Annotated in this window: 20 protein-coding genes and 1 pseudogene; 12 read left to right on the top strand and 9 right to left on the bottom strand. The window is 69.4% G+C overall.

Annotated features, from left to right (window positions below; translation table 11 throughout):
* Window positions 1-66: 66 nt before the first annotated feature.
* Genes AC5Y5B_RS04015 through AC5Y5B_RS04005 form a run of 3 tightly spaced genes read right to left on the bottom strand, consistent with a single transcriptional unit; the run spans window position 67 to window position 3,167 of the window.
* Entirely contained in the window at window positions 67-1,479 is a 1,413-nt protein-coding gene (locus AC5Y5B_RS04015) for a YhgE/Pip domain-containing protein (protein ID WP_112634672.1), read from the bottom strand.
* A 58-nt stretch (window positions 1,480-1,537) separates the two neighbouring features.
* The gene (locus tag AC5Y5B_RS04010; protein WP_112634671.1) at window positions 1,538-2,263 is read right to left on the bottom strand and encodes a pirin family protein; all 726 of its coding nucleotides are present in this window, start codon (window positions 2,261-2,263) and stop codon (window positions 1,538-1,540) included.
* A 25-nt stretch (window positions 2,264-2,288) separates the two neighbouring features.
* On the bottom strand, window positions 2,289-3,167 hold the full coding sequence (locus AC5Y5B_RS04005; protein WP_112634670.1) for a MarR family transcriptional regulator: 879 nt from the start codon (window positions 3,165-3,167) through the stop codon (window positions 2,289-2,291).
* Between the two features lie 74 nt (window positions 3,168-3,241).
* On the opposite strand from AC5Y5B_RS04005, the gene AC5Y5B_RS04000 reads away from it, so the two are divergent.
* A complete protein-coding gene (locus tag AC5Y5B_RS04000; protein ID WP_112634669.1) occupies window positions 3,242-4,375 on the top strand; it encodes an NAD(P)H-dependent amine dehydrogenase family protein in 1,134 nt (377 codons plus the stop codon).
* 14 nt (window positions 4,376-4,389) lie between these two features.
* Here AC5Y5B_RS04000 and AC5Y5B_RS03995 read toward each other — a convergent pair whose 3' ends face one another.
* Both AC5Y5B_RS03995 and AC5Y5B_RS03990 read right to left on the bottom strand, forming a co-directional pair.
* Complete coding sequence (locus tag AC5Y5B_RS03995; RefSeq protein ID WP_112634668.1) at window positions 4,390-5,799, bottom strand: alpha/beta hydrolase domain-containing protein; 1,410 nt, start codon at window positions 5,797-5,799, stop codon at window positions 4,390-4,392.
* A 12-nt stretch (window positions 5,800-5,811) separates the two neighbouring features.
* Window positions 5,812-6,947, bottom strand: a pseudogene (locus AC5Y5B_RS03990) (sigma-70 family RNA polymerase sigma factor).
* Here AC5Y5B_RS03990 and AC5Y5B_RS03985 point away from each other — a divergent pair.
* The 4 genes from AC5Y5B_RS03985 to AC5Y5B_RS03970 all read left to right on the top strand — a co-directional run bounded on the left by AC5Y5B_RS03985 (window position 6,883) and on the right by AC5Y5B_RS03970 (window position 11,199).
* A complete protein-coding gene (locus tag AC5Y5B_RS03985) occupies window positions 6,883-7,734 on the top strand; it encodes an alpha/beta hydrolase (RefSeq protein ID WP_112634666.1) in 852 nt (283 codons plus the stop codon). The pseudogene AC5Y5B_RS03990 and the gene AC5Y5B_RS03985 sit on opposite strands and share 65 nt — an antisense overlap.
* Window positions 7,735-7,823: 89 nt before the next feature.
* Window positions 7,824-8,573: a DUF2786 domain-containing protein gene (locus AC5Y5B_RS03980; RefSeq protein ID WP_112634665.1), complete on the top strand. Its 750-nt coding sequence runs from the start codon at window positions 7,824-7,826 to the stop codon at window positions 8,571-8,573.
* Window positions 8,570-9,082, top strand: a complete 513-nt coding sequence (locus tag AC5Y5B_RS03975; protein ID WP_112634664.1) for a TIGR04338 family metallohydrolase — start codon at window positions 8,570-8,572, stop codon at window positions 9,080-9,082. The genes AC5Y5B_RS03980 and AC5Y5B_RS03975 overlap by 4 nt, the downstream gene beginning before the upstream one ends.
* Window positions 9,083-9,123: 41 nt before the next feature.
* Window positions 9,124-11,199, top strand: a complete 2,076-nt coding sequence (locus tag AC5Y5B_RS03970) for a beta-glucosidase (RefSeq protein WP_500003864.1) — start codon at window positions 9,124-9,126, stop codon at window positions 11,197-11,199.
* A 43-nt stretch (window positions 11,200-11,242) separates the two neighbouring features.
* On the opposite strand, the gene mymT is transcribed toward AC5Y5B_RS03970, so the two are convergent.
* Window positions 11,243-11,389: a copper-binding metallothionein MymT gene (gene mymT, locus AC5Y5B_RS03965; protein WP_067124138.1), complete on the bottom strand. Its 147-nt coding sequence runs from the start codon at window positions 11,387-11,389 to the stop codon at window positions 11,243-11,245.
* Between the two features lie 158 nt (window positions 11,390-11,547).
* Between mymT and AC5Y5B_RS03960 the strand changes: the two genes are divergently transcribed.
* On the top strand, window positions 11,548-12,201 hold the full coding sequence (locus AC5Y5B_RS03960; RefSeq protein WP_112634683.1) for an O-methyltransferase: 654 nt from the start codon (window positions 11,548-11,550) through the stop codon (window positions 12,199-12,201).
* A 4-nt stretch (window positions 12,202-12,205) separates the two neighbouring features.
* On the opposite strand, the gene AC5Y5B_RS03955 is transcribed toward AC5Y5B_RS03960, so the two are convergent.
* Window positions 12,206-13,189: a nitronate monooxygenase gene (locus AC5Y5B_RS03955; RefSeq protein ID WP_500003746.1), complete on the bottom strand. Its 984-nt coding sequence runs from the start codon at window positions 13,187-13,189 to the stop codon at window positions 12,206-12,208.
* A 162-nt stretch (window positions 13,190-13,351) separates the two neighbouring features.
* Between AC5Y5B_RS03955 and AC5Y5B_RS03950 the strand changes: the two genes are divergently transcribed.
* A complete protein-coding gene (locus AC5Y5B_RS03950; protein WP_112634662.1) occupies window positions 13,352-13,792 on the top strand; it encodes an SPW repeat protein in 441 nt (146 codons plus the stop codon).
* A 70-nt stretch (window positions 13,793-13,862) separates the two neighbouring features.
* On the opposite strand, the gene ilvD is transcribed toward AC5Y5B_RS03950, so the two are convergent.
* Window positions 13,863-15,575 carry a dihydroxy-acid dehydratase gene (ilvD, locus tag AC5Y5B_RS03945; RefSeq protein ID WP_112634661.1) on the bottom strand — a complete coding sequence of 571 codons (1,713 nt, stop codon included), beginning with the start codon at window positions 15,573-15,575 and terminating at the stop codon, window positions 13,863-13,865.
* A 117-nt stretch (window positions 15,576-15,692) separates the two neighbouring features.
* Here ilvD and ricR point away from each other — a divergent pair, with 117 nt between their 5' ends.
* From ricR to AC5Y5B_RS03920, 5 genes are all read left to right on the top strand, one after another.
* A complete protein-coding gene (ricR, locus tag AC5Y5B_RS03940; RefSeq protein WP_112634682.1) occupies window positions 15,693-15,983 on the top strand; it encodes a copper-sensing transcriptional repressor RicR in 291 nt (96 codons plus the stop codon).
* 134 nt (window positions 15,984-16,117) lie between these two features.
* Window positions 16,118-17,350, top strand: coding sequence for an MFS transporter (locus AC5Y5B_RS03935; protein WP_112634660.1), 1,233 nt, complete (start codon window positions 16,118-16,120; stop codon window positions 17,348-17,350).
* 116 nt (window positions 17,351-17,466) lie between these two features.
* Window positions 17,467-18,507, top strand: a complete 1,041-nt coding sequence (locus AC5Y5B_RS03930) for a L,D-transpeptidase (protein WP_500003735.1) — start codon at window positions 17,467-17,469, stop codon at window positions 18,505-18,507.
* A gap of 143 nt (window positions 18,508-18,650) precedes the next feature.
* Entirely contained in the window at window positions 18,651-19,253 is a 603-nt protein-coding gene (locus tag AC5Y5B_RS03925) for a TetR/AcrR family transcriptional regulator (protein WP_500003731.1), read from the top strand.
* Complete coding sequence (locus AC5Y5B_RS03920) at window positions 19,250-21,490, top strand: molybdopterin oxidoreductase family protein (RefSeq protein ID WP_500003728.1); 2,241 nt, start codon at window positions 19,250-19,252, stop codon at window positions 21,488-21,490. The genes AC5Y5B_RS03925 and AC5Y5B_RS03920 overlap by 4 nt, the downstream gene beginning before the upstream one ends.
* On the opposite strand, the gene AC5Y5B_RS03915 is transcribed toward AC5Y5B_RS03920, so the two are convergent.
* Window positions 21,474-23,462 (bottom strand): M13 family metallopeptidase, encoded by a 1,989-nt coding sequence (locus AC5Y5B_RS03915; protein WP_112635216.1) that lies wholly within the window; start codon window positions 23,460-23,462, stop codon window positions 21,474-21,476. The two genes, AC5Y5B_RS03920 and AC5Y5B_RS03915, sit on opposite strands and share 17 nt — an antisense overlap.
* Window positions 23,463-23,498 lie beyond the last annotated feature (36 nt).

Raw genomic sequence — 23,498 nt, 5'->3', positions numbered from 1 at the left:
TCATCAGCCTCATTAGTCACACTGTCAACAAGGTCACGGCGGGGTGACGATGGGGCCACGCGCGAATTACGCTTGCTCGCTTGAGCTTTCGTGCTCGTCGGCGGCGGGCCCGGTGGCTGTCGGCCCGGGGGCGGCCGGCTCGGCGTGTTTGCCGCGGCGGGCCTGGTGCTGCGACTGGTGTTCCTGGGCGATGGCCAGTTCGACCGCGCCCGGGATCCGGTGGAAGCCCTTGCGGTCATAGAGGTGAGTGACGATGCCGCCCAGCAGCAGGCCGATGATGAGGCCGATCGTCGTCATGGTCAGCGACTGCGTCAGCCCGGCGTCGCCGCGGCCGCCGAAGTACAGCAGCGACCGGGCACCGAGGAAGACCTGATGCATCGGTTCGAATTCGGCCAGCCAGCGGAAGAACGACGGTGTCGCCTCCAACGGCACCGTGGCGCCGGCCGACGGCAGCCCGAGGATCACGAAGATGAGCAAGCTGACCAGCATTCCGGCCGTGCCCAGCACCGAGAGCAACGAACTGGAGGTGATGCCCACCGCGGCGATCGCGAAGACGCCGAACGCCCAGAGTCGCCAGCTGTGATTGATGGGCATGCCGAGCCCGTCGGCGATCGCCAGATACACCGCCGAGGTGAGCAGCCCCAGCAGCACCATCATGACCCACTTCAGCAGCAGCGTCTGGAATCTGGAGATCTTGACCTGCTCGGCGAACCGGTACACCGGACCGAATTCGGCAGGCACGTAACCGAGCAGCGCGTCCACCAGCGTGCTCACCACGATGCTGCCGGTGAATCCGGCCAGCAACAGCAACAGCGCGTAGTAGAAGGCGGACAGGCCGTTGCCGGTGCCGTTCGGCAGCGGGTTGTACACGTTCGACTGGATGTCGATGGGTGCACTCAGACCCACCTGGGTCGCCCCGGCCAGCGGCGCACCACCGGTCTGCGCGGCCACCTCCGCCATAACCCGTTGCCCGGCAATCCCGTTGGCGATCCCCATCGCCGTGTTGAGGGTTTGGCCGGCGATGCTCGCGCCGAGCGTGCCGGCCCTCGGATTGGTGGAGACCGTGATCGACGGGCGGTCCGCGCGGGCCGGCGACACCGCGCTGGTGGCGAAGTCCCGCAACCTCGACGAGAAGCTCGGCGGTATCAGCACCTGGCCGTACACACGGCCGGTATCCATTTGGTGCCTGGCCTCGCCACGGGAGAGCACACGGACGTCGAACTTGTTCTTGTCCAACCCATTGACCAGCCGGTCGGCGATCTGTGCGCCGCCGGGTCCGGCGTCCTCGTTAACCACCGCGATGGGGAAATGATGCAGGTTGGCCGCCGGGTTCAAGATGCCGCCGAGATAGAGCGCGCACAACGCCGACATCAGCGCCACGGTGATCACCAGGGGGGCCGCCCAGAATCGCACGGTGCGGACCGCCTTGATGTTCCGGTCGGGGTTGGGCGCCGCGTGCTGCGGGTGCGAGTGAGGCATGCCGACTCCTGTTCTGTCGTGCCCACTGTATGGGCTGGCGCGCCGACCCTCTATGGCCTCAGTCACCCAGCTTCGCGTGCATCTCCCAGATCAGCAGCTCCGCCGGTTCGCTCGCGGTCACGCGCCGGCCGTCGGCGTCGGTGAAACGCACCGCATCGCCCTCGCCGACCGCCCCGATCCCCTCCACGCCGACCCGACCTCGAGCCACGAAGAGATGCAGGTAAGGGGCGCGCGGAAGGTTCACCGCTGCGCCGGCCGGCAACCGGGTGCCGTGCAGCGCGGCATTGCGGTTGTGCAGGGTGATCGCGGCGTCGTGCGCGGGCCGCCCCGAGGCGATGGTCACGAGATTGCCCGCCATCAGCTTCTCGTCGATCTCGTGCTGTTGATAGCTCGGATCGATGCCGGCCTCATCCGGCACGACCCACATCTGCACGAAGTGAACCGGCTCGCCGGGGGAGTCGTTGCGCTCCGAGTGCAGGATCCCGCCGCCGGCGGACATGCGTTGCGCCAGACCGGGATAGATCACGCCGTGATTGCCGGCCGAGTCGTGATGCGACAGCTCGCCGCGCAGCACCCAGGTCACGATCTCCATGTCCCGGTGCGGGTGGGTGTCGAATCCCGTTCCGGGCGCGACGATGTCGTCGTTGTTCACCAGCAACAGCCCGAAGTGCGTGTTGTCCGGGTCGTAGTGGTCGCCGAAGGAGAAGGAGTGCCGCGACGTCAGCCATCCGGTGGTGGTGACCGCCCGGCTTGCGGCGCTCCTGATCTCCGTGACCGCGGTCATGATCCCAGCCTAATGTTGCGCCGTGTCAGGTCACCGCGTCGGCGAGCAATCCCTGGGCGTGCCGAAGCGCGGCATCGAGCTCCGGCATGCTCAATCCGGTCGAGTGGCCCAGGTGAATCTCGATCTGGTACTCCGGCTGCCCGTCGTGGGCGAATATCGGAAGGACGACGAATTCGGTTGTGGCGAGCTCTGTTTCGAGCGAGTCGGTGACCGATTGCAGGGTCACCATCGTCATCAAGGTGGTGAGCTGACGGGTGACTTGGGCCGTGGGCTCCAGCGAGGCCAGCACGTCGGCCAGTCGAGTGTGCAACGACCGGTGGGTGTCGTCGAACCGCCACGCGCCGTATCCGCGAGCGCGAATATCGGCCAGCACCCGCTGGTGCTCGGCGATCTCGGTCCGGGTCAGCCGGGGCAGCACGCGGTGCAGCCACGCCTGGACGAAGTCGTCGTCACGCCAGGCCATGGCCACCAGACCGAACGGCGGGTCGATGGGAAAGCGCTGCCCGACGGCATGCTCGCCGTCGGTGCCGTGGCCGACCGCGTCGACGGTGGTCAGATGACGGGGCCCGATTTTGGACATCGAACAGCCCGCCCCGAGCGTGTCGTGCAGGAAACGCAGCGCGTCGCGCCCGCGGTCCAGCAGCGGAAACTGTTGGCGCAGCCCATGGACCAGTCCGAACAACCCGCTGCCCAGCACGTAGCGGCGATCGCCCCGCCGCGCGACCCAGCCCCGCCGATCCAGCTCGGCCAGCACCAGCGCGCAGGTCGAGGTGCTGATGGTGCACCGCTTCGCCAACTCGGCCGAGGCCAGGCCGTGGGGTGACTTCGCCAGCGCGGCAAGCACATCCATCACCCGCGCGGTGGGCGGCGACTTGGCGCCCGAGTCGCCGCGCGCCGCGGCCATTGACGTATCCACCGCCACCTCCCTACGATCCGTCCAAAATGCAAGGATAGACGTCCTAATATTAGGAGATAGTCGTGTTGAAGGTGGGAGTGTGGGGGCCCGGTTCGATGGGCGTGGTCGCCCTGCGCGGGGTGATCGACCATCCGGAGCTGCAACTGGTCGACCTCGTCGTGCACAGCGACGCGAAAGCCGGCCGCGACGCCGGGGAGTTGTGTGGCGTCGCGCCGGTCGGGGTGCGGGCCACCCAGGATCCGGCCGCCCTGCTGGCCGGTGACGCCGACGCGGTGGTGTACGCGGCCGGCGCCAATCTGCGGCCGCTGGAGGCCGTCGCGGACATGGTGTCGATCCTGCGGGCGGGCAAGAACGTGGTGTCGTGTTCGGTGGTGCCGCTGGTCTTTCCCGACGCCGTCGACACCGCCTTCACCGATCCGCTGCGGGAGGCCGCGATCGAGGGCGGCGTCTCGTTCTTCACCACCGGCATCGACTCCGGGTTCGCCAATGACGTTCTGCCGCTCGCTCTTACCGGCGTGTCCCGGGCGATCGAGTCGGTGCGGGTGACCGAGATGTTCAATTACGCGACGTACCCGGACCGCTCCGCAGTCTATGAGATCCTCGGCTTCGGCCAGCAGCCGGACTACCCCGCCTTCGCGGCCCAACCGGGGATCTTCACCTTCGGCTGGGGGCCGGTGCTCCACCAGCTGGCCGCCGGGCTGGGCGTCAAAATCGACAACATCGAGGAGAGCAACGAGCGCGTGCCGGCCGGCGAGTCCTTCGACACGCCCACCGGTCACATCGCGGCCGGGACGATCGCCGCGATGCGCTCGACGCTGACCGGGTACGTGGACGGGAGACCGACCTTCGTGCTCGACCACGTGACCCGCATGCGTGATGACATCGCCCCCGACTGGCCGCAGCCACACATCAGCATTCCACCGAAGGACCTCGGCTACGGGCAGGCGTCCGGACGCGGCCTGTACCGGGTGGAGATCGAGGGTTCCCCGAGCATGCGCTGTGAATTCGAGATGGCCGAGGATGCGGACCACGACCTGGGTGCCCGCATCGCCGGCTCGTCGCGGATGGTCAACGCGATCCCCGCGGTGTGCGCGGCGCCGCCCGGTCTGCTGTCCGCGCTGGACCTGCCGCTGATCACCGGCACCGGCCTGGTGCGCCCGGTGCCGGGACCGTCGCCGGACAGCCGGCTGTTCTAGCCCGGCAATCGGATCTAGCCCGGCTCGCCGGGATACGTTGCGGCGGCGAGCTGCAGGATCTCGCTGCGATCGGCCGCCAGGATGAACCCGGAGCCGATCGCCGCGTCGAGCGCCGCGGTGAAGCTTTCCAGGTATTGCGCGCGGCCACCGGGGTAGAGCCGCCGAATTGTGTTGGCGTCGAAGGGTTCCCCGGAACCGAAGATCGCCGACATCGCGCTCTCCTGGCCGCCCAGGCCCGACGTCCTTGCGGTCGGCACGTCCACCCACGGGGTTCTGATGCCACCGCGGGCGAGCCCGTTACCGTCCAGGACGGGTTGGGGCCCCGCGCTTTCGCGAACCTCGAGCGGGTCGGCGCGTGGGGCCGGCTCGCCGGTGGCCACCCAGGCGTTCAGCGCCGCGACGGCCGCCTGGACCACATAGTGGTGCTGGGGGCCGAAGTTGATGTAGTGCGCGAGTTGCTGGCCCATCAACCTGTCGGTCGGCGCGTAGCCGGCCACGATGGCCTCCAGCGGTGCCGAGCCGCTGTCGATGAACGCCACCTGGATCGTGTAGTTGTCGGCGTGGGCGGCACCGGCGATCTCCCACACCCGCAGCCTGTCGTTGTCGGGCTGTCTGGCGAAGTAGTAGCCGTCGCGCGGCCCGCCGAAGACGTCGGTTTCGGTGACGACCGTCAGTAGCGGAACTCGCAGATCGGGACGGAACGGAACCGCCTGCCGCGCACCAGATTCGGTGAAGATCGAGCTGCCGTCCAGCGGCGCGGCCGGACCGAACCGGGAATGGACGAGGAAGCCGTCGTAGCTCGAGGTCAGCGGGTCGACGGCGTTGATGTAGGTGGTGAGGAACATCGCGGATTGCGATTCGCCCACCGCGATGAGGCGCCGGGCGGGCAGGTCGCGCAGGATCGCGCCGTGCTTACCACTTCTGAGCAGCCCGCCCACCTGGGCGAAGATGTCGTAGGAGAACGCGTCGCCGGGGTGGCGCAGGGACGCGTAACGTTGGGGGTCTTGGCTTTTCAGCGACATGTCCGCGCCGAGCAGGCTTTCGCCGCCCTCGACACCCACCCGCTGGGCCGACACGGCGACGTAGGCGTAGCCGGCGCGCAGGATTTCGCGGTGCGCCATCATCCACACCGCGGCGGCGTCGATACCGCCGCTGACGTTGAGCCACTCGACGAGCACCGTGCCGTTGAACCGGGACGGATCGGACGGTGTCAGCGCCACGATGCGCGTCGTGTAATCGCTCGAGCCCGAAGGGGTTACGTCCCCGCTGCCGTCGGGGCCCGGCTCGCCCACCGGGGCATAGGAGGACGCCGTGGCGGAGACGAAGAACTCCTCGACGGCGTAGCCCACGTCGGCGAGGTCGAAAGCGCTCAGCAGCAGCGCCGGCTTCCCGGGGGCGAGCGTCACCGAGGTGGCGTTCGTCATGCAGCGGTCCCGCTAGCTTTCGCCCGCGGGCAGCGAACTGGGCAGCCCGAATTTCGCGAACAGGGTGTCGTCGAGGAAGGCCACCACGTGGGATACCTTGCCGCCCTGCACGTCCAGCACGTGCAGCTGGAAGGGGACATGCACGTCGCCGGCGCGCATGTACATGGCCGCGGCGAGTTGGCCGTTGGCGATCAGCGGCAGCATGCGCATGTCGCCGCTGCCCTCCGCCGGGCACTGCTGATGGATGAGGGTGACGATGTCCGCCGCGCCCTGGTACCAGCCGGTGTAGGGCGGCATCTCCCAGACGGCCTCGGCGGTGAACAGCTCGACGAGCCGGTCGATGTCATAGGTCTCGAACGCGGCGATGTAGCGCGCCAGCAGGTCCTGGGCTTCGGGCGAATCCGGCTGCGCCAGTGGGTCTTCGGAGCTGGGCCCGACGGCCTCCAGCTGGGACCGGGCGCGCTGCAGCAGGCTGTTGACGGCGGTCGTGGTGGTGCCGACCGCCTCGGCCACTTCGGCCGAGCGCCACCCCAACACGTCACGCAACAGCAGCACCGCGCGCTGGCGCGGCGGAAGATATTGCAGCGCAGCGACAAACGCCAGCCGCACCGACTCGCGCGAGCCGACGACGACCGACGGGTCGGCCGGGTGCTCGGTCAGCGACGGCAGCGGCTCCAGCCACGGCACCTCGCGCCGCTCCACCAGCTCGGCGGCCGGGTCCGAGCTGGGCGCGCCCAAGCCCACCGGCAACGGCCTGCGCTGACGTCCCTCCAGCGCGCTCAGGCAGGTGTTGGTGGCGATGCGATGCAGCCAGGTCCGCATCGAGGACTTGCCCTCGAAACGGTCGTACGCCTTCCAGGCCCGCAGCAAGGTCTCTTGCACCAGGTCCTCGGCGTCGTGCAGGGATCCGGTCATTCGGTAGCAGTGGGTCAGCAGTTCGCGCCGATACGGTTCGGCGTGCGCCGAGAAATCCCCGTCGGCCACCGGGTCACCTTCAGAGTTCTGCGCGAGAAGGCTCATCCGCAAGAGCCTACGCAGTGTCGGGGGCCACGGCCCACCCCAGCAGCCATTACGCTGCCCGTAATGACTAGGAGCCCCGGAGCGAACCGCACCGAACGCAGTTTCGACGGGTACGGCGGCGTGCGCATCGTCTACGACGTCTGGACACCCGAGACCGCGCCGCACGCCGTCGTGGTGCTGTCCCACGGCCTCGGGGAGTACGCCCGCCGCTACGACCACGTCGCCCGGCGCTTCGGCGAGGCGGGCCTGGTCACCTACGCGCTGGACCATCGCGGGCACGGCCGCTCGGGCGGCAAGCGGGTGCTGGTGCGCGACATCCACGAGTACACCGCCGACTTCGACACCCTTGTCGGGACGGCCACGAGGGAACACCACGGCCTCAAGTGCGTCGTGCTGGGGCACAGCATGGGCGGCGGAATCGTGTTCGCCTACGGCGTCGAACGCCCCGACAACTACGACCTGATGGTGTTGTCGGGTCCCGCGGTCGCCGCCCAGGATCAGGTGTCGCCGCTGCTGGCGCTGGCCGCCAAGGTGCTCGGCGCCGTCGTGCCCGGGTTGCCGGCCCAAGACCTCGACGTCGACGCCATCTCCCGGGATCCCGCGGTGGTGGCCGCCTACAAAGAGGATCCGCTGGTGTACCACGGCAAGGTGCCGGCCGGCATCGGCCGCGCGCTGCTGCAGGTCGGCGAGACGATGCCGCAGCGGGCACCGGCCCTGACCGCGCCGCTGCTGGTCGTGCACGGGGAGAAGGACCGGCTGATCTCCGTGGCCGGCAGCCGCCGCCTGGTGGAGTGCGTGGGGTCCACCGACGTCGAGCTGAAAATCTATCCGGGGCTCTACCACGAGGTTTTCAACGAGCCCGAGCGCCAGCAGGTCCTCGACGACGTGGTCTCCTGGATCACCGCCCGGCTGTGAGGCGGGGCGTGTCGGATCGCTTGAGTAGTTTGGCGCCATGACTCGCGCCGACGACGATGCAGAGTGCAGCGATGGGGAGAAGTGGCGCCATGACTGACGACAAGATGCTGTCGCGCATCGCCGCGCTGCTGCGTCAGGCCGAAGGCACCGACAACAGCCACGAAGCCGAGGCGTTCATGTCCGCCGCGCAGCGGCTCGCGACGGCCGCGTCCATCGACCTCGCGGTGGCCCGCTCGCATTCGGCCCAGCGGTCGGCGGCGCAGACGCCGACGCAGCGCACCATCACCATCGGGGCGGCGGGCACCAAGGGCCTACGCACCTACGTGCAGCTGTTCGTGCTGATCGCCGCGGCCAACGACGTGCGCTGCGACGTGGCCTCGAATTCGACGTTCGTCTACGCCTACGGGTTCGTCGAGGACATCGACGCCAGCCACGCCCTGTATGCCAGCCTGGTGGTCCAGATGGTCCGGGCATCGGACGCCTACCTGGCCTCGGGCGCGCACCGTCCCACGCCGACGATCACCGCCCGGCTCAACTTTCAGCTGGCCTTCGGGGCGCGGGTCGGCCAGCGGCTGACCGAGGCCCGCGACCAGGCCCGCCAGGAAGCCACCAAGGATCGTCGCCGATCGCCGGGCACCGCTATCGCCCTGCGGGACAAGGAAATCGAGTTGGTGGACTACTACCGGGGCGCGTCGAAGGCGCGCGGCACCTGGCAGGCCAGCCGGGCGTCGGCGGGATATTCGTCGGCGGCGCGGCGCGCGGGTGACCGGGCCGGCAAGCGAGCGCGGCTCGGCAACAGCCCCGAACTGCCCGGGGCGCGGAGCGCGCTGAGCGGGTGACGGCGGGGAACTCCCCACGGCGGGATTCTCAACGCTCCAAGGTTTATGCGGCCGAGGAGTTCGTCCGGACGCTGTTCGACCGTGCCGCCCAGCACGGCTCACCCGTGGTGGACTTCTTCGGTACGCAATTGACGCTGCCGCCGGAGGGACGGTTCGGTTCGGTGGAAGCCGCGCAGCGCTACGTGAACGACGTGCTGGCGCTCGCGGCGGTGCGGCAACGGTGGCCGGGGGTAGCGCCGCTGCGGGTGCGTCCGCGGCGGGCCGCCACCGCCGCGCACTACGAAAACCGCGATGGCACAGGCGTTATCGCGGTGCCCGACCGTGACACCGCAGACTGGGCGCTGCGCGAGCTGGTGGTGCTGCACGAAGTGGCGCATCATTTGTGCCAGGCCGAGCCGCCGCACGGCCCCGAGTTCGTGGCGACGATCTGTGAGTTGACGGAGCTGGTGATGGGACCCGAGCTGGGGCACGTGCTGCGCGTCGTCTACGCCAAACAGGGCGTGCGGTGAACCCCGATCCCGACGCGCGGGCGCGCGAGGTCGAAGCCCGGATGACCGACGACGAGCGCTTCGCGCTGCTGGTCTCGGTGATGGGGGCCGGCGACATGTGGCCGGTGCGCGACGAGCGCATCCCCGCGGACGCGCCGATGAGCGCGGGATACGTGCCGGGCGTTCCCCGCCTCGGTGTGCCCGCCTTGCTGATGAGCGATGCCGGGCTGGGCGTCACCAACCCCGGCTACCGGCCGGGCGACACGGCCACCGCGCTGCCCGCCGGGCTGGCGCTGGCCGCCACCTTCGACCCGCCGCTGGCCCGGGCCGCCGGCGAAGTGATCGGTAGCGAAGCGCGCAGCCGCGGGTTCAACGTGCAACTGGCCGGCGCGATGAACCTGGCCCGCGACCCGCGCAACGGCCGCAACTTCGAATACCTCTCCGAGGACCCGCTGCTGACCGCCACCATCGCCGCCGAGTCGATCCGCGGCATCCAGCACCACGGCGTCATCTCGACCGTCAAGCATTACTCGCTGAACTGCAACGAAACCAATCGGCACTTCCTGAACGCCGTCATCGATCCCGACGCGCACCGCGAATCCGACCTGCTGGCCTTCGAGTTGGCGATCGAGCGCGCGCAACCCGGCGCCGTGATGACCGCCTACAACAAGGTCAACGGTGACTACGCCGCGGCCAACGCCGCTCTGATCAACGACGTGCTGAAAGGCGCCTGGGCATACCGCGGCTGGGTCATGTCGGATTGGGGTGCCACGCCGAGTTGGGAGTGCGCCCTGGCGGGTCTCGACCAGGAGTGCGGCGCACAGATCGACGCGCTGTTGTGGCAGGCCGAGTCCTTCGGCGCGCCGCTGCGCGACGCCTACGCCGACGGCAGGCTGCCCAGGCAGCGCCTGTCGGACATGGTGCGCCGCATCCTGCGGTCGGTGTACGCCGTCGGAGTCGAGCACACCGATCCGGCCCCGACACCGGATCTGTCGGCGCACAACGACATTGCGCTGCGCATAGCGCGACAGGGAACAGTGCTGCTGGCCAACCGCGGGTTGCTACCGGTGGCCGCCGGGTCGAGCGCGCGCATCGCCGTCATCGGCGGGTATGCGCACGTGGGTGTGCCGGCCGGCTTCGGTTCGAGCACCGTCGTCCCCGCGGGCGGCTACGCGGGCGTGGTACCCATCGGCGGCTCGGGCCTCGAGGCCGGGCTGCGCAACCTGTACCTGCTGCCGTCAAGTCCGCTGGACGAGTTGCGAAAGCAGTTGCCGCACGTCCAGATCGAATTCGATCCCGGGATCAGCCCGGCCGAGGCGGTGCGTGCGGCGCGAGCGGCCGACATCGCGATCGTGTTCGCCGTGCGCGCCGAGGGCGAGGGCTTCGATCTGGCCGACCTCTCGCTGCCGTGGGGTCAGGACGAGCTGATCGCGGCGGTGTCGGGCGCCAACCCGAACACCGTGGTGGTGCTACAGACGGGCAATCCGGTAACCATGCCATGGCTCGGTTCGGTGAATGCCGTTGTGCAAGCATGGTTCCCGGGCCAGGCCGGCGCCCGGGCCATCGCGGAGATCCTGAGCGGCACGGTGAACCCGTCGGGTCGGCTGCCGATCACCTTCCCGGCCGATCTCGCCCAGACACCGCGCCCGCGGCTGCCCGACGCCGGCGAACCGTGGGGGACACCGACCACGATCGACTACGTGGAAGGAGCCGACGTCGGTTACCGCTGGTTTGCCCGATGCGGCCACCAGCCGATGTTCGCCTTCGGGCATGGCTTGTCCTACACCAGCTTTGACTACCGCGACCTGGTGCTCGACGGCGAGCAGACCATCACCGCCACTTTCCTGGTCGTCAACGTCGGGGACCGCGCCGGCGCCGATGTACCGCAGCTCTACCTGACGGCCGCGGCCGGTGAACCGTGCCTACGGCTGCTGGGTTTTCAGCGTGTCGAGCTCGAGCCCGGTGCGACGCGGCGAGTGACCATCGAGGCGGATCCGCGCCTGCTCGCCCGCTATGACGGCGGCGTCGGGAGCTGGCGGATCGACCCGGGCGCCTACACGGCGGCGGTGGGCGCGTCGGCGACCGCGATGCGGCTGCGCGCCACGGTCGAGCTGAGCGGCCGTACGTTCGGGCGCTAAGTCTTGCGGGTTGTGCGCCCGAACGTACGACCGACCCGACGGATTACTTGACGGGGGTCAGCGCGTCGCCGCACGTGCAGCGGTAGGGCTCACCCGAACCCGAGCAGTGGCAGGGGACTTCGATGCGGACGCGACAGCCGCAGCCTTCGTGACCGCACGTCAGCTCGGTTCCGGCCTCGTATGTTGCCATTTGTCTCACCCTTTTCTCTGTGTGGTGACTCGTGCGGTGCGGGTCGACCGCACCCCCACTATATACCCCCCATGGGTATACGGTAAATGGCCGCGACCGGTGCGATACCACGCCGGCACCCGGTGCCGGCGCCGTCGGGCGCGGCTAGCGTGGGCGTGATGACCGAGAAACCAACCCCCCACGACGTCGACGCCTTCTTGGACACCACGGTGGTCGACGACGATCCGTCCTTGACCGCGGCCCTGGAGGCCAGCAGCGCCGCCGGATTGCCCCCGATTGCGGTGTCGGTGCAGCAGGGAAAGTTCTTGAGCCTGCTCGCCGGTGCCATCGGTGCCCGCAACATTCTCGAGCTCGGGACGCTGGGCGGCTTCAGCACCATCTGGCTGGCGCGCGGTGCCGGCCCGCAGGGGCGGGTGGTGACCCTCGAATACGAGCCCAAGCATGCGGAGGTGGCGCGGGCCAACCTGGACCGGGCCGGCCTGGCCGACCGGGTGGAGGTGATCGTCGGGGCCGCGCTGGACACGCTGCCGACGGTGACGGGCCCCTTCGACCTGATCTTCATCGACGCCGACAAAGAGAACTATCCCGCCTACCTCGACTGGGCGGTGCGGCTCGCCCGTCCCGGCGCGATCATCGTGGCGGACAACGTGGTTCGGCAGGGCCAGATCCTAGATCCGGAGGCCAACGCCCAAGCGCGCGCGGTGCGCCAAACCCTGCAGGCGATGGGCGAGGATCCGCGGCTGGACACGGCCGTGATCCAGACCGTGGGCGCCAAACAGTGGGACGGCTTCGCGTTCGCCGTGGTGCGATAGGGCGTCAGCGGGGGTTCAGGTCGGCGACGGCCTGCTCGGCGGAGGTGAGTTCGCCGATCCGCAAGGCGGTTTCGCCGGCGTACAGGGCCGCGCTGTCCAGCCAGGAATCGGGCACGCCGGCCACCGGCGCCAGCGGTGTGAACAACGGTAGGGCCGGCGTCTGGAGCCGCATCAGTGACCCGGCGTCGCAATAGCCCAACACCGACAGCGGTCGGCTGGCCGCGTTCAGGGCGGCGGGAAGCATCCTGGCCTTCCCGTCGTCGCCGCACCAGCGGCGGGTGGCCGCGTTGGGCACGACACGGTGGCGCAAGGGCCAGCTCAGGCCGAACAGATTGGTTTCGATCGTCCTGTCCGCCTGCAGGATTCGGCGCTGATACTCGCGGCTCGCGTTGGCCTCGTGCGTCAGCAGGAATCGGGTACCGGCGATGACGCCGCTGGCACCGGCGTCCAGCGCGGCGCGCGTGTCGGCGGCGGTGGCGATGCCCCCGGCCACCAACACCGGACGCGTGGCCGCCGCGCCGAGGGCCAGCGGCAGGAACTCCAAAGCCGGCATGGTCCCGACGAGGTGGCCGCCGGCCTCGCGTCCCTGGGCAATCAAACCGTCGGCGCCACAAGCGATCGCGGCCCGGGCCGCCGCCTCGGTACCCACCATCACGAAGACGAAGATCCCCGCATCGCGCAGGTGCTCGATGAGCCCCCGCTTTTCGCCGAACGCCACCACGACGGCGTCCACCCGGGCGTCGACGCAGACCGCGACGTGCCGGCGATGAACGAAGGGCATCAACAGGTTCACCGCGACGGCGCGGCCCGGGGCCCGTTCTCGCACTTCATCTATCGACGCCCGTAGCCGGCGGGGGGTGTCGATTCCCAGTGCGCCCAGTCCACCCGCCCGGGCGACGGCGCCCGCCAGTGCCGCGCCCGCCAGCCCGCCACCCATGCCGGCCTGCCCGATCGGCACGTCCAGGCGCAGCCGGTCCGCGATGTCCATGACTCAAGACGCTACGCGGACCACCGAAAATGTCCTACCGTCCGGCGTTGCCGTGGCGTCAGTTTTCGTTGCTGGCCAACGGCGTGCGGGCGTAATCTGGACAGCAGATGGATGGGTGCGACAACGCCCAAAAGGCTTGCCGCATAACAGAAAGGTCACAAAATGAGTACAGTCCATTCATCAATCGATCACCACCCCGATTTGTTGGCTCTTCGCGCGCGCTACGAACGCGTCGCCGAGTCGATGAGTGCCCATGTCACGTTCGGTCTGGTCCTGCTGACGGGCCTGTACGTGGCGGCATCGCCGTGGATCGTCGGGTTCAGCGCGACGGGATCGCTTGCCACGTCCGACCTGATCGTCGGCATCGCGGCGGCGTTCTTGGCCTACGGGTTCGCGACGACGCTGGATCGCGCGCACGGTATGACCTGGACGCTGCCGGTGTTGGGCGTGTGGGTCATCGTCTCGACGTGGATCCTGCCGCACGTCACGCTGACCACCGGCATGACGTGGTCGAATGTCGTTGCGGGCGCGTTGTTGACGTTCCTGGGTCTCAACGCGACCTACTTCGGCATGCGCACCCGCGCGGCGGGCACGCACGCGTAGCCCCGAACCCGGTTAGGCGCCAGGGCAATTCGCCGGCCCCGGGCCGACTCCAAGCGGCCCGGGACGGCGATCAGCCGCAGACCGCGCCGATTGCGGCCGAGCTGACCAGCTTCACGTACTTGGCCAGCACGCCGGTCTTGTAGCGCGGCTCCGGCGGGGTGAAACCCTTGCGCCGGGCGTCGAATTCGGCCGGATCGGCCAGCACGTCGAGCACGTGGTTGGCCACGTCCAGCCGGATCCGGTCGCCGTCGCGCAGGAAGGCGATCGGCCCGGCGTCGACCGCCTCGGGCGCAATGTGGCCGACGCACAGGCCGGTGGTCCCGCCGGAGAACCGGCCGTCGGTCAGCAACAGCACGTCTTTGCCCAGACCGGCGCCCTTGATGGCGCCGGTGATGGCCAGCATCTCGCGCATGCCGGGGCCGCCCTTGGGGCCTTCGTAGCGGATCACCACCGCGTCGCCCTTGGTGATGGTGCCGTCCTCCAGGGCGTCCAGCGCGGCGCGTTCGCCGTCGAAAACCCTTGCGGTGCCCTCGAACACGTCGGATTCGAAGCCGGCCGACTTGACCACCGCACCCTCGGGTGCCAGCGATCCGCGCAGGATGGTGATCCCGCCGGTCGGGTGGATGGGGTTGCTCAGCGCGCGCAGCACCTTGCCGTCGGGGTCGGGCGGGGCGATCTCGGCCAGGTTCTCGGCCACCGTCGCGCCGGTCACCGTCAGGCAGTCGCCGCGCAGCAGCCCGGCGTCCAGCAGCGCCTTCATCACCACGGGCACGCCGCCGATGTGGTCGACGTGCGACATGACGTGGCGGCCGAACGGCTTGACGTCGGCCAGGTGGGGGACCTTCGACCCGATCCGGCTGAAGTCGTCGAGCGACAGCTCGACGCCGGCCTCGTGGGCGATGGCCAGCAGGTGCAGCACCGCGTTGGTCGAGCCGCCGAACGCCATCACCACCGCGATGGCGTTCTCGAACGCCTCCTTGGTCAGGATGTCGCGGGCGGTGATGCCGCGCCGCAGCAGTTCGACGACGGCCGCCCCGCTGCGCCGGGCGAACCCGTCGCGGCGGCGGTCGGTCGCCGGGGGCGCGGCGCTGCCCGGCAACGACATCCCGAGCGCCTCGGCGGCGCTGGCCATGGTGTTGGCCGTGTACATGCCGCCGCACGCCCCCTCACCGGGGCAGATCGCCCGCTCGATGGCGTCGACGTCCTCACGCGGCATCAGGCCCCGGGCGCACGCGCCCACCGCCTCGAACGCGTCGATGATGGTGACCTCGCGCTCGCTGCCGTCGGAGAGCTTGGCGACCCCGGGCAGGATGGAGCCGGCGTAGAGGAACACCGACGCCAGGTCCAGCCGCGCGGCAGCCATCAGCATCCCGGGCAGGGACTTGTCGCAGCCGGCCAGCAGCACCGAGCCGTCGAGGCGCTCGGCCTGCATCACCGTCTCGACGCTGTCGGCAATCACCTCGCGCGACACCAGCGAGAAGTGCATGCCCTCGTGGCCCATCGAGATGCCGTCGGACACCGAGATGGTGCCGAACTCGAGCGGATATCCACCGGCCGAGAACACGCCCTCCTTGACGGCCTTGGCGAGCCGGTCCAGGGAGAGGTTGCACGGGGTGATCTCGTTCCAGGACGACGCGACCCCGATCTGCGGCTTGGCGAAGTCCTCGTCTCCCATGCCTACGGCCCGCAGCATGCCCCGGGCGGCGGCCTTCTCCAGGCCGTCGGTGACGTCACGACTACGCGGCTTGATGTCGGCGGTTGCGGCCGAATCGGTGGTGGGCATTGTTCGAGTATGCGCTGGCCAGTCGCGATCCCAACTTCCGGGGTGATACCCCGATGGGGTATAAGCTGGAGTTCGGCGCGACGCCGCCGCCGGGCGGCCGACTGAGCAGGGGTGCAGATGACGAACGACCACGGGTACTCGCAGCAGAAGGACAACTACGCCAAGCGGCTGCGGCGCATCGAGGGCCAGGTCCGCGGCATCGCCCGGATGATCGAGGAAGACAAGTACTGCATCGACGTCCTCACCCAGGTCAGCGCCGTCAACAGCGCCCTGCGCTCGGTCGCCCTGAATTTGCTGGACGAGCACCTGAACCACTGTGTCACCCGCGCCGTCGCCGAGGGCGGCGACGACGCGCAAGCCAAGCTCGACGAGGCGTCGGCCGCGATCGCGCGGTTGGTTCGTTCCTGATTGGTGACGTAGTTGAGACCTGTCTATCGGCCCTGATTCAGGGGCGGGCGTAGTTGCGGTCCGTACGGTAAGGCAGTGTGATCGCATTAGGCGCGACAACCCAGGAAGTGGGTAGTCCGGCCGATACCGAAGCCATGACTGCCGAAACCAATGCCGTTGCGCGAACGTGGACCCCACGGATCGCGGCTCAGTTGGCTGTGCTGGCGGCCGCGGCCTTCACCTACGTCACCGCCGAGATCCTGCCGGTGGGCGCGCTGCCGGCCATCGCCCGCGACCTGCACGTCAGTTTGTTTGCGGTGGGCACGCTGCTGACCTGGTACGCCTTCGTGGCGGCGCTGACGACGTTTCCGCTGGTGCGCTGGACCGCGCATTGGCCCCGTCGGCGCGCGCTCATGCTCAGCCTGACCTGCCTGACCGCCTCGCAGGTCATCTCGGCGCTGGCCCCCAACTTCGCGGTGCTGGCGGCCGGGCGGGTGCTCTGCGCGATCACCCACGGCCTGCTGTGGGCGGTCATCGCCCCGATCGCCACCCGGCTGGTGCCGCCCAGCCATGCCGGGCGCGCGACCATGTCGATCTACGTCGGCACCAGCCTCGCGCTGGTGGTGGGGAGCCCGCTGACCGCGGCGTTGAGCCTGATGTGGGGCTGGCGCCTGGCCGTCGTCTGCGTCACCATCGCGGCCGCCGGCGTCACGATGGCAGCCCGCGCGATGCTGCCGGAGATGGTGCTGACCTCCGACCAGCTCGCCCACGTCGGTCCGCGGTCGCGACACCACCGCAACCCCCGGCTGATCCTGGTCAGCGTGCTGGCGATGATCGCCGTCACCGGCCATTTCGTCTCCTACACCTACATCGTCGAGATCATCCGCAACGTGCTCGGCGTGCGCGGGCCGAACCTCGCCTTCGTGCTGGCCGCCTACGGGCTGGCCGGGCTGCTGTCGTTGCCGCTGGTGGCGCGCCCGCTGGACCACCGGCCCAAAAGCGCGATCATCCTGTGCATCACAGGGTTGACGGCGGCCTTCGTGGCGCTGACCGGGCTGGCGATCGGGGGCAGGACCGGCGTGGCCACCGCCCTGATCGGGACCGCCGCGATCGTGCTATGGGGCGCGATGGCCACCGCGGTCTCGCCGATGATGCAGTCCGCAGCGATGCGCAACGGGGCCGACGACCCCGACGGCGCGTCGGGGCTCTACGTCACCGCGTTCCAGGTCGGCATCATGGCGGGCTCGCTGGCCGGTGGCCTGCTCTTCGAGCGCAGCGTCACGATGATGCTCACCGCTTCGGCGGCCCTGATGGCCGTCGCGCTGGCCGGAATCGCGGCCAATCGGCGGATGCTCGATGTTGCTCCGACAAGCTCACCCGATTCATAGCCGCCCAGCTCAACCGCGCAATCCCGCCCTTTTCGGGCCCGGCTCGGTCGCGGCTGACGGTAGCTGGCGCGCGCGCTATGCCACACTGTGTCGAGACCACGAGTGGAGGTATGCGTATGTCGGGCAGGACGAGGGCCAGGACTGGGAAGGGCCTCTTCGCCGCTCTGAACACCGCCGGCTTGGCGTCCGTCGTGGGCCTGGCGCTGGTGCTGAGTGCGGCTCCCGCACAGGCGGATCCGGACCCGGCCCCCGCTGACCCGGGCGCGGTCGCGGCCCCGCCGGCGCCCGCGCCACCCGACCCGTTCGCGCCGCCGCCCCCGGCCGACCCGCTGGCGGCCCCGCCGCCACCCAACCCGTTGGCGCCGCCGCCCTGGCTCCCGCCGGGCGCGCAACCCGCCGCCGCGGCCCCGGCCGACGGGCAGAACAACACGCCGTTCACCGGCACGGCGCCGTTCGGGCCGCCGTCGCTCGTCCCGAAGAGCGGCTCGACCGTGGGTGTGGGCCAGCCGATCATCATCAACTTCCCGGGCACGGTCGAGAACGCCGACGCGGCCATCGGCGCCGTGCACGTCTCGTCGGTCCCGCCGGTCCCGGGCAAGTTCTACTGGATGACCCCGACCCAGCTGCGCTGGCGGCCGATCAACTTCTGGCCCGCCCACACCGCGGTGACGGTCGACGCCGGCGGCACCGTGTCCACCTTCCAGACTGGCGACACCCTGATCGCCACCGCCGACGACGCCACGCACCAGCTGACCATCACCCGCAACGGCACCGTGGAGAAGACGTTCCCGATGTCGATGGGCATGACGTCGGGCAATCACCAAACCCCCAACGGCACCTACTACGTGCAGGACAAGAAGGCGTCGGTGGTGATGGACTCCTCGACCTACGGGGTGCCGGTCAACTCGACCTACGGCTACAAGGTGACGGTGGAGGACGCGGTCCGCTTCGACAACGTCGGCGACTACGTGCACAGCGCCCCGTGGTCGGTGGACGACCAGGGCAAGCGCGACGTCAGCCACGGCTGCATCAACATCAGCCCCACCAATGCCAAGTGGTTCTTCGACAACTTCGGTCCCGGCGACCCGATCGTCGTGAAGAACTCCAGCGGCGGCAATTACAAGAAGAACGACGGCTCCGCCGACTGGATGAACTAGCCACCAGCGACAGCGCGCAATCGCCCATTCCCGAGCGGGATGGGCGATTGTGCGTTTTGGGGTGGGGCATCGCTGGTTGGGGGTATCGCGCCGGCCCGAATTATGTATAGCATCATACATACCTACATGGCCGAGGAGCCGCGATGCGTAGTCCCCGCGAGCGGATGGTCGTGTCCGCCGCGCTGTTGATTCGAGAGCGGGGCGCCCGGGCCACCGCCATCTCCGACGTGCTCGAACACAGCGGCGCACCCCGCGGCTCGGCCTACCACTACTTCCCCGGCGGCCGCACGCAGCTGCTCTGCGAGGCCGTCGACTTCGCCGGCGAGCACGTCGCCGCCGTGATCGCCGGCGCGGCCGACGGCCTGCACTTGATCGACACGCTGATCGACAAGTACCGACGGCAGCTGCTCGAGACCGATTTCCGCGCCGGCTGCCCCATCGTCGCGGTCTCGGTGGAGGCGGGCGAGCAACAGGACGCCGAGCGCATGGGCCCGGTAGTCGAACGCGCCGCCGCCGCCTTCGACCGATGGACCGAACTGATCGCCGAACGGTTGATCGCCGACGGCATACCGCGGGAGCGGGCGGGCGAGCTGGCCGTCCTGGCGACCACCGCGCTCGAGGGTGCGATCGTGCTGGCCCGGGTGCGACGCGACCTGATGCCCCTCGACGTCGTGCATCGCCAGCTGCGCGAGCTGCTGGTGGCCACCTCGCCCTATCAGGCAGCCGGAAAGGACACCCCGCAATGACCTGGCAACCCAGCGCTTGCATCCTGTGCGAATGCAACTGCGGCATCGTCGTCCAAGTCGAGGATCGCCGGCTGGCCCGCATCCGCGGTGACAAGGCCCACCCCGGGTCGCAGGGCTACACCTGCAACAAGGCGTTGCGGCTGGACCACTACCAGAACAGCCGCGCCCGGCTGACCTCCCCGTTGCGCCGCCGCCCCGACGGCAGCTACGAGGAGATCGACTGGGACACCGCGATTGTGGAGATCGCCGAGGGCTTCAAGCGCATCCGCGACAGCTATGGCGGAGACAAGATCTTCTACTACGGCGGCGGCGGGCAGGGCAACCACCTGGGCGGGGCTTACAGCGGCGCCTTCCTGAAGGCGCTGGGTTCGCGGTACCGGTCGAATGCGTTGGCGCAGGAGAAAACCGGTGAGGCATGGGTCGACGGGCAGCTGTACGGCGGGCACACCAGGGGCGAGTTCGAGCACGCCGAGGTGGCGGTGTTCGTGGGCAAGAACCCGTGGATGTCGCAGAGCTTTCCGCGGGCCCGGGTGGTGCTCAACGAGATCGCCAAGGACCCGAACCGCTCGATGATCGTCATCGACCCCGTCGTCACCGACACCGCCAAGATGTCCGACTTTCACCTGCGGGTGCGGCCCGGCACCGACGCGTGGTGCCTGGCCGCGCTGGCCGCCGTCCTGGTCCAGGAAAACCTTTGCGACGAGGCGTTTCTCGCCGAGCACGTGCGCGGCGCCGACACCGTCCGGGCCGCGTTGCGCGACGTACCGGTGGCGGGCTACGCGCAGCAGTGCGGGGTCGACGAGGAACTGTTGCGCGCGGCGGCGCGGCGCATCGCCGCCGCGGCCAGCGTCTCGGTGTTCGAGGACCTCGGGGTGCAGCAGGCGCCCAACAGCACGCTGTGCTCCTACCTGAACAAGCTGCTCTGGATCTTCACCGGCAATTTCGCGAAACAGGGTGGCCAGCACCTGCATTCGTCGTTCGCCCCGCTGTTCGGCCAGTTCTCCGGGCGCACACCGGTGACCGGCGCCCCGATCATCTCCGGGCTGGTGCCCAGCAATGTGGTGCCCGAAGAGATTTTGACCGACCACCCGGATCGCTTTCGGGCGATGATCGTCGAAAGCAGCAATCCGGCTCACTCCCTGGCGAATTCGGCAGCCTGCCGCGAGGCGTTCGGCGCGCTGGAGCTGATGGTGGTCATCGACGTCGCGATGACCGAGACGGCCAGGCTCGCGCATTACGTGCTTCCCGCCGCCTCTCAGTTCGAGAAGCCGGAGGCCACGTTCTTCAACCTGGAATTCCCGCACAACACATTCCAGCTGCGCCGCCCGTTGCTCGAGCCGCTGCCCGGCACCCTGCCCGAACCCGAGATCTGGGCGCGGCTGGTGCGGGCGCTCGGCGTGGTGGACGACGCGGACCTGCGGCCCCTGCGCGAGGCGGCCCAGCGGGGCAGGCAGGCCTACACCGAGGCGTTCCTGTCCGCGGCCGCCGCCAATCCGACTGTGGCGCAGCTGCTTCCGTATGTTCTCTACGAGACGCTGGGGCCCACCCTGCCGGACGGACTGCGCGGCGCCGCCGCCCTGTGGGGCCTCGCCCAGAAGACCGCGATGAGCTACCCGGACGCCGTGCGACGCGCCGGTCACGCCGACGGCAACGCGCTGTTCGACGCGATCATGGACAACCCGTCGGGCGTGACGTTCACCGTGCACAATTACGAGGACGACTTCGCGTTGATCAGCCACGCCGACCGCAAGATCGCCCTCGAGATCCCCGCGGTGCTCGACGAGTTGGGGGCGCTGACCCGGACTCCGCCCCGGCTGACCACGCCGGACTTCCCGATCGTGCTGTCGGTGGGGGAGCGGCGCGCCTATACCGCCAACGACATCTTCCGTGACCCGTCCTGGCGCAAACGCGACGCCGACGGAGCGCTGCGGGTCAGCGTCGAGGACGCCCAGGCGCTGGGTCTCGTCGACGGCTGCCGGGCCCGCATCAGCACCGCGGCCGGCAGCGCCGAGGCCACCGTCGAGATCACCGAGACCATGCTGCCCGGTCATGCCGCCCTGCCCAACGGATTCGGGCTCGACTACATCGGCGACGACGGGCGCACGGTCACTCCGGGCGTCGCCCCGAACGTGCTCACCTCGACCGAATGGCGCGATCCCTATGCCGGCACGCCGTGGCACAAGCACGTACCGGCCCGGATCGAGGCCGCCCAGGTGGGCGTCAGTTCCAGATCTTGACCCGGTTGCCCGGTTCCAGGAACAGCGCACCGGCATCGGCGCCGTCGAAGGCGTCGTAGAAGGCGTCCATGTTGCGCAGCACGCCGTTGCAGCGGAACTCCGGCGGCGAGTGCGGATCCACCGCCAGGCGCCGGATCGCCTCTGCCTCACGAGATTTGGTGCGCCATACCTGGGCCCACCCGTAGAACACGCGCTGCACGCCGGTGAGGCCGTCGATGACTGGAGCGGGCTGCCCGTTCAGTGACAACTGGTAGGCCAGCAACGCGATCGACAAGCCGCCCAGGTCGCCGATGTTCTCCCCGACGGTGAACGCGCCGTTGACGTGATGTTCGCTCGCCAGGCCGCGCGGCGTGTAGGCGTCATACTGCTCGATGAGAGCCTTTGTGCGGGTGCCGAACTCGGCGCGGTCGGCGTCGGTCCACCAGTCGACCAGATTGCCGTCGCCGTCGTATTTGGCGCCCTGGTCGTCGAAGCCGTGGCCGATCTCGTGGCCGATCACCGCGCCGATGCCACCGTAGTTGGCCGCGTCGTCGGCCTCGGCGTCGAAGAACGGCGGCTGCAAAATGGCTGCCGGGAACACGATTTCGTTCATCCCCGGGTTGTAGTAGGCGTTGACGGTCTGCGGGGTCATGAACCACTCGTCCTTGTCCACCGGCCCGCCCAGCTTGGCCAGCTCACGGTCGTGGTTGACGGCGTACCCGCGCTGATAGTTGCCGTACAGATCGGCGCGGTCGATCACCAGCGCCGAGTAGTCACGCCACTTCGCCGGGTAGCCGACCTTGGCGGTGAACTTGTCCAGCTTGGTCAGCGCCCGCTCCCGGGTCTCCGGTGTCATCCAGTCCAGGTCGCTGATGCTGATCCGGTAGGCCGCCCGCAGGTTGGCCACCAGCTCGTCGATGCGGGCCTTGGCCCCGGGCGGGAAATGCCGTTGCACATAGAGCTTTCCGACGGCGTCACCCATCAGGTTCTCCACCAGCGACACCGCGCGCTTCCACCGATCGCGGATCTGCTCGGTGCCGGTCAGCAGGCGGCCGTAGAAGTCGAAGTCCGCCGACACCAGCTCGTCGGTAAGCCAGGCGGCCCTGGCGCGGATCAACCGCCAACGCGCCCAGCTCTTCCACACCTCGAGGTCTTCGTTGCGCCACAGCTCGGCGAAGGTGCGCAGGTAATCAGGTTGGCGCACAATTACTTCCGCGAGTGACTCCGGGTCGGCACCAAGCGCGCCGGCCCAGCCGGCCCAGTCGAACCCCACCGCCTCGTCGCGAAGTTCGGCGAACGTGCGCAGGTTGTAGGTGAGGTCCGCGTCGCGCCGCTTGACCACATCCCAGTGCGCCTCGGCCAGCTTGGCCTCCAGCGCGACGATGCGGTCGGCGGTCTGGATGTGGTCGGCCGGATCGCCGCCGAACACCAGGGCGAACATCCGCGCGATGTGCGCCGGGTAAGCCGCAAGCACCTGCGCGTGCCGCTCTTCGCGGTAATAGGACTCATCGGGCAGCCCGAGGCCGGACTGGGTGAAGTGCACCAGGTAGCGCGCCGAGTTTTTGGCGTCGGTGTCCACGTACACCCCGACGCCGCCGCCCGCGCCGGTGCGCTGCAGGGCGCCGATGGCCCGGGCCAGCGCCTCGGCGTCGGCGGCGTCGTCGATGACGGCCATCTCCTCGAGCAGCGGCCGCACGCCGCGGCGCTGCACGGTGTCCTCGTCGAGGAAGCTGGCATACAGGTCGCCGATGCGCTGCGCGTCGTCGTCCCCGGCCGCCGAACCCTGCCGGCTGGCCTCGACGATCAGGTCGCGCACCTGCTCCTCGGCGCGGTCATACAGCTGCCGGAACGCCCCGTCGGTCGCACGGTCCGCCGGTATCTCGTACTCGGCCAGCCAGCGACCGTTGACGTGACCGAACAGGTCGTCTTGGGGGCGGATGCTGTCGTCGACAAAGCTCAGGTCGATGCCCGAGCGGATGGCCGTATTCGTCACCCCGCCATCCTTCCATCTTTCCCGGGTGCAACGATC

The organism is Mycobacterium sp. NGS33 (assembly GCF_059812885.1).
The sequence above is the reverse complement of the archived record's forward strand: the minus strand, read 5'-3'. Positions and strand labels throughout refer to the sequence as shown.

Bases quoted from the DNA above. Each gene is read 5' to 3' on its own strand.
- AC5Y5B_RS03985 (WP_112634666.1), top strand. From the start codon at position 6,883: ATGACTAGGAGCCCCGGAGCGAACCGCACCGAACGCAGTTTCGACGGG.
- AC5Y5B_RS04015 (WP_112634672.1), bottom strand. From the start codon at position 1,479: ATGCCTCACTCGCACCCGCAGCACGCGGCGCCCAACCCCGACCGGAAC.
- AC5Y5B_RS03935 (WP_112634660.1), top strand. From the start codon at position 16,118: ATGACTGCCGAAACCAATGCCGTTGCGCGAACGTGGACCCCACGGATC.
- AC5Y5B_RS03925 (WP_500003731.1), top strand. From the start codon at position 18,651: ATGCGTAGTCCCCGCGAGCGGATGGTCGTGTCCGCCGCGCTGTTGATT.
- AC5Y5B_RS03995 (WP_112634668.1), bottom strand. From the start codon at position 5,799: ATGACGAACGCCACCTCGGTGACGCTCGCCCCCGGGAAGCCGGCGCTG.
- AC5Y5B_RS03950 (WP_112634662.1), top strand. From the start codon at position 13,352: ATGAGTACAGTCCATTCATCAATCGATCACCACCCCGATTTGTTGGCT.
- AC5Y5B_RS04005 (WP_112634670.1), bottom strand. From the start codon at position 3,167: ATGGCCGCGGCGCGCGGCGACTCGGGCGCCAAGTCGCCGCCCACCGCG.
- ricR (WP_112634682.1), top strand. From the start codon at position 15,693: ATGACGAACGACCACGGGTACTCGCAGCAGAAGGACAACTACGCCAAG.
- AC5Y5B_RS03920 (WP_500003728.1), top strand. From the start codon at position 19,250: ATGACCTGGCAACCCAGCGCTTGCATCCTGTGCGAATGCAACTGCGGC.
- AC5Y5B_RS03955 (WP_500003746.1), bottom strand. From the start codon at position 13,189: ATGGACATCGCGGACCGGCTGCGCCTGGACGTGCCGATCGGGCAGGCC.
- AC5Y5B_RS03930 (WP_500003735.1), top strand. From the start codon at position 17,467: ATGTCGGGCAGGACGAGGGCCAGGACTGGGAAGGGCCTCTTCGCCGCT.
- AC5Y5B_RS03970 (WP_500003864.1), top strand. From the start codon at position 9,124: ATGACCGACGACGAGCGCTTCGCGCTGCTGGTCTCGGTGATGGGGGCC.
- AC5Y5B_RS04010 (WP_112634671.1), bottom strand. From the start codon at position 2,263: ATGACCGCGGTCACGGAGATCAGGAGCGCCGCAAGCCGGGCGGTCACC.
- AC5Y5B_RS03960 (WP_112634683.1), top strand. From the start codon at position 11,548: ATGACCGAGAAACCAACCCCCCACGACGTCGACGCCTTCTTGGACACC.
- mymT (WP_067124138.1), bottom strand. From the start codon at position 11,389: ATGGCAACATACGAGGCCGGAACCGAGCTGACGTGCGGTCACGAAGGC.
- ilvD (WP_112634661.1), bottom strand. From the start codon at position 15,575: ATGCCCACCACCGATTCGGCCGCAACCGCCGACATCAAGCCGCGTAGT.
- AC5Y5B_RS03980 (WP_112634665.1), top strand. From the start codon at position 7,824: ATGACTGACGACAAGATGCTGTCGCGCATCGCCGCGCTGCTGCGTCAG.